The 15,859-nt window shown below is 55.3% G+C and carries 17 protein-coding genes; 15 read left to right on the top strand and 2 right to left on the bottom strand.

Features of this window, described 5'->3' with window-relative positions; translation table 11 throughout:
* The first annotated feature begins 6 nt into the window (after positions 1–6).
* From fabD to ptsG, 10 genes are all read left to right on the top strand, one after another.
* Positions 7–939: an ACP S-malonyltransferase gene (gene fabD / locus IV493_RS10810; protein WP_195857133.1), complete on the top strand. Its 933-nt coding sequence runs from the start codon at positions 7–9 to the stop codon at positions 937–939.
* A 10-nt stretch (positions 940–949) separates the two neighbouring features.
* Positions 950–1,684, top strand: a complete 735-nt coding sequence (gene fabG, locus IV493_RS10805; protein WP_013357455.1) for a 3-oxoacyl-ACP reductase FabG — start codon at positions 950–952, stop codon at positions 1,682–1,684.
* Positions 1,685–1,838: 154 nt separating this feature from the next.
* Complete coding sequence (acpP, locus tag IV493_RS10800) at positions 1,839–2,075, top strand: acyl carrier protein (RefSeq protein ID WP_003849865.1); 237 nt, start codon at positions 1,839–1,841, stop codon at positions 2,073–2,075.
* An 85-nt stretch (positions 2,076–2,160) separates the two neighbouring features.
* On the top strand, positions 2,161–3,402 hold the full coding sequence (fabF, locus tag IV493_RS10795) for a beta-ketoacyl-ACP synthase II (RefSeq protein WP_033782642.1): 1,242 nt from the start codon (positions 2,161–2,163) through the stop codon (positions 3,400–3,402).
* 91 nt (positions 3,403–3,493) lie between these two features.
* On the top strand, positions 3,494–4,309 hold the full coding sequence (pabC, locus tag IV493_RS10790) for an aminodeoxychorismate lyase (RefSeq protein ID WP_195858179.1): 816 nt from the start codon (positions 3,494–3,496) through the stop codon (positions 4,307–4,309).
* Positions 4,306–5,325 (top strand): endolytic transglycosylase MltG, encoded by a 1,020-nt coding sequence (mltG, locus tag IV493_RS10785; RefSeq protein ID WP_195857132.1) that lies wholly within the window; start codon positions 4,306–4,308, stop codon positions 5,323–5,325. Before pabC ends, mltG begins: the two co-directional genes overlap by 4 nt.
* Entirely contained in the window at positions 5,315–5,947 is a 633-nt protein-coding gene (gene tmk, locus IV493_RS10780) for a dTMP kinase (protein WP_195857131.1), read from the top strand. Before mltG ends, tmk begins: the two co-directional genes overlap by 11 nt.
* The gene (gene holB, locus IV493_RS10775) at positions 5,947–6,936 is read left to right on the top strand and encodes a DNA polymerase III subunit delta' (protein ID WP_147788390.1); all 990 of its coding nucleotides are present in this window, start codon (positions 5,947–5,949) and stop codon (positions 6,934–6,936) included. The genes tmk and holB overlap by 1 nt, the downstream gene beginning before the upstream one ends.
* An 18-nt stretch (positions 6,937–6,954) precedes the next feature.
* A complete protein-coding gene (locus tag IV493_RS10770) occupies positions 6,955–7,746 on the top strand; it encodes a metal-dependent hydrolase (RefSeq protein WP_013357461.1) in 792 nt (263 codons plus the stop codon).
* Between the two features lie 289 nt (positions 7,747–8,035).
* Positions 8,036–9,472 carry a PTS glucose transporter subunit IIBC gene (ptsG, locus tag IV493_RS10765; protein ID WP_013357462.1) on the top strand — a complete coding sequence of 479 codons (1,437 nt, stop codon included), beginning with the start codon at positions 8,036–8,038 and terminating at the stop codon, positions 9,470–9,472.
* A 55-nt stretch (positions 9,473–9,527) separates the two neighbouring features.
* Here ptsG and IV493_RS10760 read toward each other — a convergent pair whose 3' ends face one another.
* Both IV493_RS10760 and IV493_RS10755 read right to left on the bottom strand, forming a co-directional pair.
* A complete protein-coding gene (locus IV493_RS10760; RefSeq protein WP_147788388.1) occupies positions 9,528–10,667 on the bottom strand; it encodes a glycoside hydrolase family 105 protein in 1,140 nt (379 codons plus the stop codon).
* Between the two features lie 3 nt (positions 10,668–10,670).
* Positions 10,671–12,269, bottom strand: a complete 1,599-nt coding sequence (locus tag IV493_RS10755) for an MFS transporter (protein WP_095707377.1) — start codon at positions 12,267–12,269, stop codon at positions 10,671–10,673.
* 360 nt (positions 12,270–12,629) lie between these two features.
* Here IV493_RS10755 and hinT point away from each other — a divergent pair, with 360 nt between their 5' ends.
* The 5 genes from hinT to nagZ are packed head-to-tail and all read left to right on the top strand — an operon-like array spanning position 12,630 to position 15,859.
* A complete protein-coding gene (hinT, locus tag IV493_RS10750; protein WP_013357465.1) occupies positions 12,630–12,980 on the top strand; it encodes a purine nucleoside phosphoramidase in 351 nt (116 codons plus the stop codon).
* 20 nt (positions 12,981–13,000) lie between these two features.
* Entirely contained in the window at positions 13,001–13,369 is a 369-nt protein-coding gene (locus IV493_RS10745) for a YcfL family protein (protein ID WP_033732268.1), read from the top strand.
* An 11-nt stretch (positions 13,370–13,380) separates the two neighbouring features.
* On the top strand, positions 13,381–13,980 hold the full coding sequence (gene lpoB, locus IV493_RS10740; RefSeq protein WP_033782651.1) for a penicillin-binding protein activator LpoB: 600 nt from the start codon (positions 13,381–13,383) through the stop codon (positions 13,978–13,980).
* Between the two features lie 16 nt (positions 13,981–13,996).
* On the top strand, positions 13,997–14,779 hold the full coding sequence (thiK, locus tag IV493_RS10735) for a thiamine kinase (RefSeq protein ID WP_195858178.1): 783 nt from the start codon (positions 13,997–13,999) through the stop codon (positions 14,777–14,779).
* Between the two features lie 39 nt (positions 14,780–14,818).
* On the top strand, positions 14,819–15,859 hold the full coding sequence (gene nagZ, locus IV493_RS10730) for a beta-N-acetylhexosaminidase (protein WP_095707375.1): 1,041 nt from the start codon (positions 14,819–14,821) through the stop codon (positions 15,857–15,859).

The following is a 15,859-nucleotide window of genomic DNA, read 5'->3' as shown; positions in this document are numbered from 1 at the left end:
CAGAAGATGACGCAATTTGCATTTGTTTTTCCAGGTCAGGGTTCACAGACCGTGGGCATGCTGACTGAATTAGCAGCAACCTATCCGCTGGTAGAAGAGACCTTCCGTGAAGCCTCTGACTCGCTGGGTTATGACCTGTGGCAGTTAGTGAGTCAGGGTCCGGCTGAAGAGCTGAACAAAACCTGGCAGACTCAGCCTGCGCTGTTAGCTGCCTCTGTGGCCATCTACCGTGTCTGGCAGCAGCAGGGCGGTGAACAGCCTGTCCTGATGGCCGGTCACAGCCTGGGCGAATATTCGGCGCTGGTTTGTGCGGGTGTGCTTAACTTTGCTGACGCAGTGAAGCTGGTAGAACTGCGTGGCAAACTGATGCAGGAAGCGGTGCCAGAAGGCACCGGCGCAATGCAGGCGATTATTGGCCTGGATGACGCGGCTATTCGCAAAGCCTGTGAAGAGAGCGCGCAGGGCCAGGTTGTCTCACCGGTTAACTTCAACTCGCCAGGCCAGGTGGTTATTGCGGGTAACAAAGAAGCCGTTGAGCGTGCAGGCGCTGCCTGTAAAGCTGCGGGCGCTAAGCGTGCCCTGCCACTGCCGGTCAGCGTGCCTTCTCACTGTGCACTGATGAAGCCTGCCGCTGATAAACTGGCGGTTGCGCTGGAGAGCATTACGTTTAATGCACCAGCGGTGCCGGTGATCAATAACGTCGATGTGAAAGCGGAAACTGACGCTGCGGCCATCCGTCATGCGCTGGTTCGTCAGCTCTACAGCCCGGTTCGCTGGACCGAGAGCGTGGAAGCGATGGCGGCACAGGGCGTGACACAGCTGCTGGAGATGGGTCCAGGTAAAGTCCTGACCGGTCTGACCAAACGTATTGTCGATACCCTGACAGCGGCTGCCGTTAACGATACAGCATCCCTGACGGCTGCACTCGGTAAGGAATAAGAGGAAAATCATGAGCTTTGAAGGTAAAGTTGCGCTGGTTACCGGCGCGAGTCGCGGCATTGGTCGTGCGATTGCAGAAACCCTGGCGGCACGTGGTGCCAAAGTGGTAGGAACTGCAACCAGCCAGAGTGGCGCCGACGCCATCAGTGCTTACCTTGGCGACAAGGGTAAAGGCCTGTTACTGAACGTGACTGACGCTGATTCAATTAACAGCGTTTTAGAGAATATTCGCGCTGAATTTGGCGAAGTGGATATTTTAGTCAATAATGCAGGCATTACGCGTGATAATCTTCTCATGCGCATGAAGGACGATGAGTGGCAGGATATCCTGGATACTAACCTCACATCGGTATTCCGCCTTTCTAAGGCGGTCCTGCGTGCCATGATGAAAAAACGCGTGGGCCGTATCATCACCATTGGTTCCGTTGTTGGCACCATGGGTAACGCGGGCCAGGCAAACTACGCAGCAGCAAAAGCGGGTTTGATTGGCTTTAGCAAATCACTGGCGCGCGAAATCGCGTCACGTGGCATTACCGTCAACGTCGTGGCTCCAGGCTTTATTGAGACTGACATGACGCGGGCACTGAACGAAGATCAACGTTCCGGTATTTTGGCGGAAGTCCCTGCGGGTCGCTTAGGCGACGCACAGGAAATCGCCAATGCTGTGGCATTTTTAGCCTCTGACGAAGCAGCCTACATCACAGGTGAAACGCTGCACGTCAATGGCGGAATGTACATGGTCTGATAAATCACGAAATCATTTGCTTTATTTGCGGTTAAAACCGCAAAATAACGCAAAATCGTGGTTCGACCAGCCGGGATTTTGTTGCATCTTTTTCACCATTTTATACACTACGAAAACCATCGCGTAAGCGAGTTTTGATAGGAAATTAAATAGTATGAGCGATATCGAACAACGCGTTAAGAAAATCATCAGTGAGCAGCTGGGTGTGAAAGAGGAAGAAGTCACCAACTCTGCATCTTTCGTAGAAGACCTGGGTGCCGATTCTCTTGATACCGTTGAGCTGGTGATGGCTCTGGAAGAAGAGTTTGATACTGAGATTCCAGACGAAGAAGCTGAGAAAATCACTACCGTTCAGGCAGCGATCGACTACATCAATAGCCATAAAGGCTAATGAATATCTTCAGGCGGTCGCTCGACCGCCTGATTTTTTTGTTTGTCCCACATAGTTCCCTATTTCCCCTCCCTGGAGGACGAACGTGTCTAAGCGTCGTGTAGTTGTGACTGGTCTTGGCATGTTGTCTCCTGTCGGCAATACCGTAGAGTCTACCTGGAGTGCTCTCCTTGCCGGTCAGAGCGGCATTACCCTGATCGACCATTTTGATACCAGTGCTTATGCAACCCGTTTTGCAGGTCTGGTAAGAGATTTTAATTGTGATGACTACATCTCGCGCAAAGATCAGCGCAAGATGGATGCCTTCATCCAGTACGGCATTGTGGCCGGTATGCAGGCCATGCAGGACAGCGGTCTGGTTATTACCGATGAAAATGCAAGCCGTATGGGCGCAGCAATTGGCTCCGGCATCGGTGGCTTAGGTCTGATTGAAGAGAATCATACCTCACTGGTCAACGGCGGCCCGCGTAAAATCAGCCCATTCTTTGTGCCTTCAACCATCGTTAACATGGTGGCGGGTCATCTCAGCATCATGTATGGCCTGAAAGGTCCAAGCATCTCTATCGCGACAGCCTGTACCTCTGGTGTGCATAACATCGGTCATGCCGCACGTATCATCGCCTATAACGATGCTGACGTGATGCTGGCGGGTGGCACAGAGAAAGCCAGCACGCCATTAGGCGTCGGTGGTTTTGGTGCAGCACGCGCCCTCTCAACCCGTAACGACAACCCGCAAGCGGCCAGCCGCCCGTGGGATAAAGATCGTGATGGTTTTGTGCTGGGTGACGGCGCTGGCATTGTGGTGCTCGAAGAGTACGAACATGCGAAGAAACGTGGTGCGAAAATCTACGCAGAAATCGTAGGTTTCGGTATGAGCAGCGATGCCTACCACATGACGTCACCACCAGAAGATGGTTCGGGTGCAGCGGCGGCAATGATCAATGCGCTGCGTGATGCTCAGCTTACGCCAGAGCAGATCGGCTATGTCAACGCACACGGCACCTCCACGCCAGCCGGTGATAAAGCTGAAGCGCAGGCGGTGAAATCGGTCTTTGGGGCAGCAGCCAGCAGCGTCATGGTCAGCTCAACCAAATCAATGACCGGACACTTACTGGGTGCCGCAGGTGCGGTAGAATCGATTTACTCGATTCTGGCACTGCGCGACCAGGCCGTTCCACCGACCATTAACCTGGACAATCCGGATGAGGGCTGCGATCTCGACTTCGTGCCGCACACCGCGCGTCAGGTTCCTGGACTGGAGTACACGCTGTGTAACTCCTTCGGTTTCGGCGGAACCAACGGTTCGTTGATCTTCCGTAAAGTGTAATCGTTGCAGATTGCTAAAAAGGCCCGCGATGCGGGCCTTTTTTTATCCTGCAAAATGCGCTGAAATCACGTCTCACGCTCAGGAGAGAATGATGTGGATTAACGGAGTCAAACAATCGACGCTGGCTGCCAGCGACCGCGGCATGCAGTTCGGCGATGGCTGCTTTACCACCGCCGCCGTCCTTCAGGGTAAAATCCTGCTGCTGGAGAGCCATCTGCTGCGCCTTAAAGCAGGCTGCGAGCGGTTATGGATCGGCGGCGTCGACTGGGATCAGCTGGAGGCTGAGATGAGACAGGCCGCACAGGAGCAGGCGCAGGCAGTGCTGAAAATCATCATCAGCGCGGGCAGCGGCGGACGGGGTTATAGCCGCCTGGGCTGTGGTGAACCCACGCGCATCGTCTCATTAGCGCCCTGGCCGCAACACTACGCCGGGTTACAGCAGCATGGTGCTTCACTCCGGCTGAGTCCGGTTCGTCTGGCGCGAAACCCGCAGTTTGCCGGTATCAAGCACCTTAACCGTCTGGAGCAGGTGATGATTCGGGCTCATCTTGACCAGACAGACGCTGACGAGGCGCTGGTGCTTGACACTGAAGGTTGGGTGGTGGAATGCTGTGCGGCCAATTTATTCTGGCGGCAGGGCGGACAAATTTTTACGCCCGATGTATCCGCGTCAGGCGTGGACGGCATTATGCGGCGAAGTCTGATGGCGCAACTTGCAGCAGCAGGTCACGCTTGTCAGGTGATAAAAAGCGAACCGGCACAGCTGCTGGATGCTGATGAAGTGGTGATATGTAACGCGCTGATGCCGGTTCTGCCGGTCCGACAGATAGAAGCCGTACAGTTTACTGAGCGCTCGCTGTTTAATCAGTTGCACGCTAGCTGTAAAAAGATAATGGATGCATCATGATTCGAAGCAAAAAAATTCTCGTCAGCCTGCTGGCGATTGTGGGTCTCGCGGCTGTGCTGAGTTACTGGCAGGTTAAGCAGTTTGCGGCCACCCCGTTGACCATTAATCAGGAAACTATCTACACATTGCCAGCCGGTACAGGCCGGGTCGCACTCCAGGCGCAGCTGGAAGAGAAAAACATCATTCCGCACAGTATCTGGTTTGGCGCGCTGCTGCGTCTGCAGCCGGAGCTGGCGACCTTTAAGGCGGGCACCTATCGCCTTGAACCGACCATGACCGTGCGCGCGCTGTTACAGCTGCTGGCCAGTGGTAAAGAGGCGCAGTTCCCTGTGCGGTTTGTGGAGGGGCAGAGGCTGAAAGAGTGGCTCAGCGAGCTGCGTAAAGCGCCCTATATCCGCCACACTCTGAAAGATGATCAGTTCGCCACCCTTGCCAGCGCACTCAACGTGGAGCCAGAGCAACTGGAGGGCAACTTCTTTCCGGACACGTATCTCTACACCGCCAACACGACTGATATGGCGCTGCTGCAACGTGCGCATGCTCGGATGAAGAAAACCATCGATGAGGTGTGGCAGGGACGGGCGGATAATCTGCCTTACAAAACGCCACAAGATCTGGTGACCATGGCCTCGATCATTGAGAAAGAGACCGGCGTCAGCGAAGAGCGCGCGCGCGTGGCCTCGGTGTTTATTAATCGCCTGCGCACAGGTATGCGTTTGCAGACCGATCCCACAGTGATCTATGGCATGGGTGACAGCTACAACGGTACACTGACCCGCAAAGATCTTGAGACGGCCAGCGCGTACAATACCTATATTATTAATGGCCTGCCGCCTGGACCGATCGCGATGCCGGGCAAAGCCTCATTGCAGGCAGCGGCCCATCCCGAGAAAACGAACTATCTCTACTTTGTTGCAGACGGCAAGGGCGGACATACGTTTACCACCAACCTCGCCAGCCATAACAAGGCGGTGCAGGTCTACCGGCAGACGCTGAAGGAAAAAAATGAACAGTAAGTTTATCGTCATTGAAGGCCTGGAAGGCGCCGGAAAAACCACCGCGCGCGACGCCATTGTCGCTACACTGCATGCCCGTGGTATCAGTGATCTGGTCTTTACCCGCGAGCCTGGCGGTACGCCGCTGGCAGAACAGCTTCGGGTTTTGGTTAAGCAGGGTATTGAAGGTGAGCAGGTGACGGATAAAGCCGAACTGCTGATGCTCTATGCAGCGCGGGTTCAGCTGGTAGAGACCGTAATAAAACCGGCGCTGGCTCGCGGTGCCTGGGTAATCGGCGATCGTCACGATCTCTCCTCGCAGGCTTATCAGGGTGGCGGTCGGGGTCTTGACAGCGGACTGATGCAGACGCTGCGCGATGCGGTATTAGGCGATTTTCGTCCCGATCTGACGCTCTATCTTGATGTCACGCCTGAGATCGGTCTGCAGCGCGCCCGTGCGCGCGGTGAGCTGGATCGTATTGAGCAGGAGTCGCTGCGCTTCTTTGAACGTACCCGAGCGCGCTATCTGGCCCTTGCTGCAGAAGATTCCACTATCCTGATCATCGACGCCACTCAGTCGCTGACCGAGGTGACAGCGTCACTTCAGGTGGCGCTGGCGAGCTGGCTGGCGGAGCAGGCGTGATGAACTGGTATCCGTGGCTGAATCAGCCTTATCGCCAGGTGATTGGCCAGCATCAGGAGAATCGCGCGCATCATGCGCTGTTGATCCAGGCGATGGCTGGCATGGGCGATGACGCGCTGGTCTGGGGGATGAGTCGCTGGCTGATGTGCCAGCAGCCGGATGGACTGAAAAGTTGTGGATCGTGCCACGGTTGCCAGCTGATGCAGGCTAATACTCACCCTGACTGGTATCGGTTAGAGGCGGAGAAGGGCAAAAGTACCCTGGGCATCGATGCGGTGCGGCAGGTGACAGAAAAAATGTATCACTTTGGCCAACAGGGCGGCGCGAAAGTGGTCTGGCTGCCGGATGCTGCACAGCTTTCGGAAGCGGCCGCTAACGCCCTGCTGAAAACGCTGGAAGAGCCGCCAGCCAACAGCTGGTTCTTCCTCAGCAGCCGCGATCCGTCACGTCTGCTGGCCACACTGCGCAGTCGCTGCATGACGCTGCATCTGACGCCGCCCGATGAAGGACAAAGCCTGCTCTGGCTGAAGAAGCAGTCCTCGCACGATGAACAGATGCTGCTGGCGGCGCTACGCCTGAGCGCCGGCGCGCCGGGGGCGGCGCTGAGCCTGCTGGAAAACGGGCCGTGGCAGACGCGGCAAAAGCTCTGCGATGCGCTGCCCGCGGCATTGCAGCAGGACATCCTGCAACTGTTACCTGCGCTGAATGCTGACGATGCGGCAGCACGTATCGGCTGGCTGCTCTCTTTGCTTCTGGATGCGATGAAATGGCAGCAAAATGCAGGTCAGTGGCTGAGTAATATTGACCGCCAGGATGTGGTGCAGTTGCTGGCCGGATGCTTTTCAGCCTGCGCACTCAACAGCAGTACCCTGGCATGGATGCGCTGTCGCGAGCAGTTACTGCATGTGGCGTCAGTGAATCGCGAATTATTGCTGACCGATCAGCTTCTGAGCTGGGCGGACCAACAGAAGCCTGCGCTGGTCGGCTAAACCTATCTGAGAGTAATTATGTTTATTGTGGATTCCCATTGCCATCTCGATGGCCTGGATTATGAAAAGAACCATCGTGACCTTGATGATGTGATCGCTAAAGCGGCGGCACGTGATGTGAAATTTATGCTGGCTATCGCCACTACGCTGCCGGGTTTCCATACCCTGAAGAGCCTGGTCGGCGAGCGGAAAAATATTGCGCTCTCCTGCGGCGTGCATCCGCTGAATCAGGAAGAGGCTTATGACGTTGAAGAGTTTCGCCGGCTCTCTGCCGATCCTCAGGTGGTAGCGCTCGGTGAAACCGGGCTGGATTATCACTATCAGCCAGAGACCAAAGATCAGCAGCAGCGCTCATTCCGGGAACATATCCGAACCGGGATCGCGCTGAATAAGCCGATCATCGTCCACACCCGTGATGCGCGCGAAGATACGCTGGCGATTCTGCGAGAAGAGCAGGTTGAGCGCTGCGGCGGCGTGCTGCACTGTTTCACTGAGGATCAGCCCACCGCCGCTAAGCTGCTCGATATGGGCTTTTATATCTCCTTTTCCGGGATCGTCACCTTCCGTAATGCTGAACAGCTACGCGAAGCTGCGCGTTATGTGCCGCTGGACCGGATGCTGGTGGAAACGGATTCACCTTATCTGGCACCCGTGCCGTATCGTGGCAAAGAGAATCAGCCTGCTTATACGCGCGATGTTGCCGATTACCTGGCGGTACTGAAAGGTGTCGATGTGGAAACGCTGGCTGCCGCTACCACGCAAAATTTCTCAACGCTGTTCCATATCCCGATGAGCCAGCTCGGCGCCTGATCGGCTTTTATTTCAGCCTCTGTAATTAATCTGTAACCTGCCTATATGACCCTGTTTTTTCAGACAGGGTCAGCGTTTTATCGTCAATTACCGATGCACGTCAGTGAGAAATTTCGTAAAGTGCGCCCCTGTGATTGTCGAAACGTGATAGCCATCAAAGTAACAAAAGGGGATTTATTTTACCCTTCGTAATAAATCAAAAGGCGGTCACCGCCAGCCCGGCAAAGAATCCTCCCTCTTTGCCATGCGCATTGCGCAAATATGCACTCATACTCAGGAGCTTCACGCTATGTTCAAAAATGCTTTTGCCAACCTTCAAAAGGTCGGTAAATCGCTGATGCTGCCGGTATCGGTTCTGCCGATAGCCGGTATTTTGTTAGGGGTCGGTTCAGCCAATTTTAGCTGGTTACCTGCAGTGGTTTCGCATGTAATGGCAGAAGCGGGTGGATCGGTGTTCGCCAACATGCCGCTGATTTTTGCTATCGGTGTGGCGCTGGGCTTTACCAATAACGATGGCGTTTCGGCGCTGGCAGCAGTTGTTGCCTATGGCATCATGGTGAAAACCATGGCGGTGGTTGCGCCGCTGGTGCTGCATATGCCTGCGGCAGAGATCGAGGCTAAACACCTCGCCGACACCGGGGTACTGGGCGGTATTATCGCGGGTTCCATCGCCGCCTATATGTTCAACCGCTTCTATCGCATTAAACTGCCGGAATATCTGGGCTTCTTTGCCGGTAAACGTTTTGTGCCGATTATTTCCGGTCTGGCCGCTATCATTCTCGGCGTGCTGCTCTCCTTTATCTGGCCACCGATTGGTTCCGCGATTCAGGAATTCTCGCAGTGGGCGGCCTATCAGAACCCGGTTGTCGCCTTTGGTATTTATGGCGTAATCGAACGCGCACTGGTGCCGTTTGGTCTGCATCATATCTGGAACGTTCCTTTCCAGATGCAGATTGGTGAATACACCAATGCGGCAGGTCAGGTGTTCCACGGTGATATCCCACGCTATATGGCGGGTGACCCGACCGCAGGTAAACTCTCAGGCGGCTTCCTGTTCAAAATGTACGGTCTGCCAGCGGCAGCGATTGCTATCTGGCATTCAGCGAAGCCTGAAAATCGCGCTAAAGTGGGCGGTATTATGATCTCCGCTGCGCTGACCGCATTTCTGACCGGTATCACCGAACCGATTGAATTCTCATTCATGTTCGTCGCACCGATCCTGTATGTGATCCATGCGCTGCTGGCAGGTCTGGCATTCCCAATCTGTATCCTGCTTGGTATGCGTGATGGCACCAGCTTCTCACACGGTCTTATCGACTTTATCGTGCTGAGCGGCAACAGCAGCAAAATCTGGCTGTTCCCGATTATCGGTATCATCTACGGCCTGATTTACTACACCATATTCCGCGTGCTGATCGCCAAACTGGATCTGAAAACGCCTGGCCGTGAAGAGAGCAGCAACAGCGAGCAATCTACCGCGACCGGTACAGAGATGGCGGGCAAACTGGTGGCGGCGTTTGGTGGTAAAGAGAACATCACTAACCTGGATGCCTGTATCACCCGTTTACGCGTCAGCGTCGCTGATGTGGCTAAAGTGGATCAGACTGAACTGAAAAACCTCGGCGCCCGTGGCGTGGTGGTAGCCGGTTCCGGTGTGCAGGCAATTTTCGGGACTAAATCCGATAACCTGAAAACCGATATGGATGATTACATCCGCAGCATGTAATGATTCAGCGAAATGAAAAAGCCCCGCTTAGCGGGGCTTTTTTTTGGGGCGCGTGTTACAGGTAAACGCGCAAGTACTCAGTCAGGCAGAGCAGGGCCATCGCCTGACCGTAAGGCATTGAGGTGAGAGGAACAGTGCGGTAATAGTCCAGGTCACTGCCCATCGCGGTTCCAAAGGAAACCTGTTTCAGCTCGCCATCGTCATCGATATTCGCAATCACGCCGCGCAGCGCTTTTTCTGCTACCTCCAGATACTCCGCGGGGAGATAGCGCTTGCGAACCCCTTTCAGAATGCCATAGGCAAATCCTGCCGTGGCAGAGGCTTCCAGGTAGCTGTTCGGGTCATCAAGCAGAGTGTGCCACAAGCCGCTGCTGTGCTGACAGGCCTTAAGCGCTTTGACCTGGGTCTCCAGAACCTGCTGCAGGAAGCGGCGGGTCGCGTGATGCTCAGGCCAGTTCATCATCTCCAGGAAGTCAGGAATCACAATCGTCACCCAGCTGTTGCCACGCGCCCAGCGTGCATCAGCAAAGTTATGGCGACCGTCGAAGTTCCAGCCGTGGAACCATAAGCCGGTTTCACGATCCATCAGATACTGGGTGTGTAGCAGGAACTGATAGCTCGCTTCTTCCACCCACTCATCGCGTTTCAGCAACTGGCCGATTTTGGCCAGCGCCATGACGCTCATCATCAGCGTATCGTCCCAGAGCTGCTGGGTGTTTTCATTGTTATAGACGATGTGCTGCAGGCCGCCCTGTTCGGTGCGCGGCATTTCATACATGACCCACTCAGCCCAGCGCTCAAGTACCGGCACCCAGGCCGGGTTACCGGTCTCTTCATAACGGTAAGCCAGCGTCAGAAAAGGACAAACGGTATTCACATTTTTGGTCGGCGTTCCTTCCGCCAGACGCTCAGTGAACCATTCATCAATGATCGCCAGCGTCTGCTGGTCGCCGGTTTGCTGATAGTAGTGCAACATGCCATACAGACCGATGCCATGTGTCCATTCCCAACCCGCCCAGCCTTTGGTATCAATCACCCGGCCATCGTCCAGCCGCAATAAAAATTCGCCTGTCTCATCGGTGATGTTAACCAGATTTTGTGTCAGCTTTTGAATCAGCTGTACCAGTTCGCTGCGTGGCAGCAGATGCTCAGGTTGGCACAATAATTTGCTGTGTTTAACGGGAAATACAGTCATGGTTTATTCCTGTCGTTTTAAGGTCGAGTTTATAGAAGGGTGTAAAGAGGGATGCGCGGACAATTTTTCCGGCGCTGGCTTATTCCGGTTAAGGAAGCCAATGTTATTGTTGCCCCACAGATTTTCGTAAGGCATGCCAGCCAGTGTTTCAACTATCCCGCGTGCTTCCGGGGTGATGCTTTCCGGCACGATGCGGTCCGCTTCACGCATTTTCAGCGTTTCCTGGCGCAGGACAGTATGGGTCTGCAGATTAAGTTTAAAGCGCAGTGACACGATAAAGCCGCAGGCCAGAACGGCCACTGTACCGATACTCAGGATCGCCAGGATGGTGTGGCTGACGCCGGGTACCTGGGTTGCCTGGCCAGAGACAAAACCAGAGAGCTGCAGCACGATACCGACCAGCATGACGGCACCCGCCTGCGACGCTTTACGCGTCAGGGTCATAATGCCGGCAAAAATGCCTTCACGGCGCTGACCGGTGATGGCCTCATCGACATCCGCGATATAGGTGTAGGTGTTCCATGGCACATAGTTAATGCCGCCACGTCCCAGACCTGCCAGGGCAGAGATCACTAACAGCAGTGACATATTGTCGTTCATGCCGGCATACCACAATCCGGCATAGGATAGCGACGCCAGGCCAAACAGGATGGCCACCAGACGGTAGGCAGGTGCAGGCCCCATGCGGATACAGAGCGGGATCATCGCCATCACAGCAATAAACTGCAGCACTGCCATGGTGCCCATCAGGCTGGAGGCAACCTGAGCACTCTGCATCAGCACAAACACCACATACCAGGTAAAGACGGCATTAAACACATCCTGGGCGATATAGCCGCCGAGATACATGCCAAGGTGCTGGCGGAAGATGCGAATACGTAAAGTTGAGGCCAGCTCAACATAGAGCCGTTTAAGGTTCTGCATCAGCGTCAGCTGCTGTTTTTCCTGCTCAGCACGCCGCGACTCGGCAGAGAAATCATCCGGGTGACGTTCCCAGGTAAAGCACCACACCAGCGTCAGCACCAGTGCGCAGATTACCGAGAACACCAGGCTGGCGTAGAAAAAGGAGTCGGGATTATCTTTGCCCAGCATACCCAGTAAAATGCCGGGTAAAAATGCGGCCAGAATGGCTGAGAGCTGCGCCAGACCAATACGCGCGCCGGAGAACCGGGTTTTCTGTTTGAAATCGTCAGTCATTTCCGGGACCAGCGTTTCATAAGGTACCAGGATCATGGTGTAGACGATATCAAACAGCAGGTAAGTGCAGAGATACCACCAGAAGCTCATGTCGCTGACCCACATCAGGCTATAACTGAATACACAGGGTATGCCTAACAGGATAAAGAATTTGCGGCGGCCAAAGCGTTTGCCCAGCCAGGTTGAGCCAAAGTTGTCGGTAATAAAGCCCATGAGCGGGCTGACCACGGCATCCAGCACGCGAGCGGTAGCAAAGATTAAGGTGGCCTGAATCGGGGTTAATCCACAGAAGGTGGTATAAAAATAGAGCAACCAGGCGGCTGTGAGCGCCGTGGTGCCTGCTCCGAGAAAATCTCCGGAACCATAGGCCAGATAGTGGCCAAGACCAATTTTACGTGAGCGCATGGCTAATGCTCCTTGATGTTATATGGCGGTATATCCCTGGTGACGCCGGACTTCTCACCCGGACTGGTTAGCAAAGTAGAGCTGACCGGGCGGCTAAACCTTCGCAATTTGGCTAACGCCTGGGCTGAAGTGGCAGCCATATAAAGAAAAGGGTGGCGAAATTCTAATTTATAAAACAGCGTTTCATTTTAGTGGTATGGCAGGCAGCTTGCGAGCATCTGGAATGCTGTTCAGGTGACAGAGGAGAGGAGCTGCTGCAAAGGCAGGCGAACAATGCAAGAAAAGTGGTACTGAGGTTGAAAGAAAACAAATTTCTCCCGCATACTGATTGATTACGACTCAGGCTCAAGGAATTGCACCATGGCTGAAGAAACCATTTTTAGTAAAATTATCCGCCGCGAAATCCCCGCTGATGTGGTTTATCAGGATGAACTGGTTACGGCTTTCCGTGACATTTCGCCTAAAGCACCGACCCATATTTTAATCGTGCCAAATGTGCTGATCCCAACGGTCAACGAGGCGGAAGCGGCCCATGAGCATGCGCTGGGACGTATGTTTACCACCGCAGCGAAAATCGCCCGTCAGGAAGGGATCGATCAGAATGGTTATCGGCTGATTGTGAATTGCAATCAACATGGTGGTCAGGAGGTCTATCACATCCATATGCATCTGCTGGGCGGCGAACCGCTGGGCCCGATGCTCTCAGACTGACCTGATAACGGAAAAAAGCTATGCGATCCTGGCTGACTGGCCTGCCGATCCTGCTCTGCCTGACGGCCTGCAGCAGTGAAAAACCGATGATCAATACCTCACAGTCGCTGGTGATGGAGTCTTCTGTGCTGTCAGCAGGGATCATTACCGATGAACCGACGCTGGATGAGAACGATGGACTGAAACGAGCCACCAGCGTGCTCTATAATCAGCGCGAAACACCGGTCGTTGTGCACTATCGTTATTACTGGTATGACGACAAAGGTCTGGAAATCACCCCGCAGGAACCGGCGCAGACCGTTACCGTTCCGGCGCAGGGCAGTATTGTCGCCACCTCGCAGCTGGGTAACCTGACTGCCAGCAAGGTTCGTCTTTATCTCTATCTTTAAGGATTTTCTACGTGATACGCAGTGTTAATCGTACCGGAGCGCTCCTGATGGCGCTCATTCTGACCGGCTGTGTAGTGAAACAACAGCAGCCGGCCACAGTTGAACCGACCCAGCCAGCCGAGCCGGTGCAGCCTGTTCCGCAACCTGAGCCGGTGCCACAACCGCAGCCTCAGCCTGTGCCACAGCCACCGAAGCTGGTCACTATCAACTGGGATGCCAGCGTACAGCCGCTGGTGGCGCAGATGTTGCAGGCCGCCAGCGCCGAGCCGGGTAGCGTGTTGCTGGTCGACCGCATCAAAAACAGCACCAATGGCGCGCTGCAAAGCGAGAAAGCAACAGCGGCTATTCAGAATGCGCTGAACAACAATGGCAAATTCACGCTGGTTTCTGCCGATCAGCTGGCGCAGGCCAAGCAGACGCTGGGATTATCGCCGGAGGACAGCCTGAACTCGCGCAGCAAAGCGATTGGTCTGGCACGCAACGTTAATGCCCAGTATGTGCTCTACAGTAACGCACGCGGCGATGTTAAAGCGCCAGCTCTGCAGATGCAGCTGATGCTGGTTCAGACCGGCGAGATCATCTGGTCCGGCAACGGCATTGCACAGAATTAATCCCGTCTTTCAGCGGATAATTCAGCAGGCGACCGGCGAGCCAGGAAAGGTATCAACTATCCCGCTGGCCGGTCTGACCGGTCACAGTCAGAAGATTGTCAGCTCGTGCGGTACCTTCATCGCGCGGGCGGCGCCACAACCGGCAATTCCATTTGTGGATCGGCAGCGCGAATTCCGGCTGTTGCGAAAAATGCGAGCCAGCGGACTGGCACCGCAGCCCGTTGCTGGTCATCGTCAGGGCATTGTGCTGACCTGGTGCGCAGGCGACGCGCTGGATGAACAACGCTTCAGCCAGCAGCGTCCGCAGATTGTGGCACTGCTGCGGCATCTGCATCAGCAGCCGTTAACCGGCTATCGCCTGCAGTTGTTGCCGCTGTTATGGCGCTACTGGCAGCTCTCGCCACAGCGGCATCACCGCTGGCTGCGGGCGCTCAGACGTCTGACGCAGCAGGGTGAACCTCAGCCATTAAGGCTGGCACCGCTGCACATGGATCTGCATGCCGGAAATGTCATACAGAGCCCGGAGGGCCTGCGTCTGATCGACTGGGAATATGCCGCTGATGGCGATGTGGCGCTGGAGCTGGCGGCCGTCTGTGCCAGCGATCCGCAGCATCAGACCGACTGGCTGGCAGAGTACGCCGCAGCGATGCAGCTGCCGCTTCCGGTGCTGGTGCAGCAGGTCAGACGCTGGCAACCGTGGCTGCGTCTGCTGATGGCCAGCTGGTATCAGCTGCGTGCCGGTCAGGGTGACGACGACACATTACACCAGCTGGCCCGACAGAGCTGGGAACAGATTTAATCGCGTTATGCAGGTGCGTAACGCTACAGGATTCAGGTTATGAGATCACATTTACCCGGCCCGCTGATGCTCGACGTTGAGGGTTATGAACTGGATGGCGAAGAGCGCGAGATCCTTAAGCATCCACTGGTAGGCGGCTTAATTTTATTTGCCCGAAACTATCACGACCCGGCCCAGCTGGCAGAGCTGGTGCGGCAGATCCGCGCGGCCTCTCACGCCCGGCTGGTGATTGCGGTGGACCAGGAGGGCGGTCGCGTGCAGCGTTTCCGTGACGGCTTTACCCAACTGCCCGCCATGCAATCTTTTGCGGCGCTTCACGATGCAGAAACCGCCGGTGAAATGGCGCAGCAGGCGGGCTGGCAGATGGCAGCCGAGATGATTGCCATGGATATCGATATCAGCTTCGCGCCGGTGCTCGACATTGGTCATATCAGTGCTGCGATTGGCGATCGTTCTTTCCATGCCGATCCGTCCATCGCGCTTGCTGTTGCCCGCCGCTTTATTGCGGGGATGCATGAGGCAGGCATGAAAACGACAGGCAAACATTTTCCGGGACATGGCGCGGTCAGCGCTGATTCGCATAAAGAGACGCCACGCGATCCACGCGATGAAAAGACGCTGCGTGAGCACGACATGGCGATTTTCAGCAAGCTGATTACCGAGCAGGCACTGGATGCGATTATGCCTGCACATGTCATCTACACTGACGTTGATCCGCTGCCCGCCAGTGGTTCGCCCTACTGGCTCAAAACCGTGCTGCGTGAGCAACTGGGCTTCGACGGTGTGATTTTCTCCGACGATCTCTCAATGGAGGGCGCCGCCGTGATGGGCAGCTATCCTGAGCGGGCGCAGCAGTCTCTTTCTGCCGGTTGTGACATGATTCTGGTCTGCAATCAGCGTCAGGGTGCCATTAGCGTGCTGGATAACCTGATCCCGGTCGGGTCAGAGCGGGTTACGCAGCTGTATCATCAGGGCAGGTTCACCCGCGATGAGCTGCAGGCAACGCATCGCTGGAAAAACAATGCCCAGCAACTGAGTGCACTTCAGGAACGCTGGCTGGCTCACAAAGCGTCGTGGTAA

Origin of the sequence: Pantoea sp. SM3640 (genome assembly GCF_015654165.1) — a bacterium.
Taxonomy (GTDB): Bacteria; Pseudomonadota; Gammaproteobacteria; order Enterobacterales; family Enterobacteriaceae; genus Pantoea; species Pantoea vagans.
This window is presented reverse-complemented; position numbering and strand designations above follow the sequence as displayed.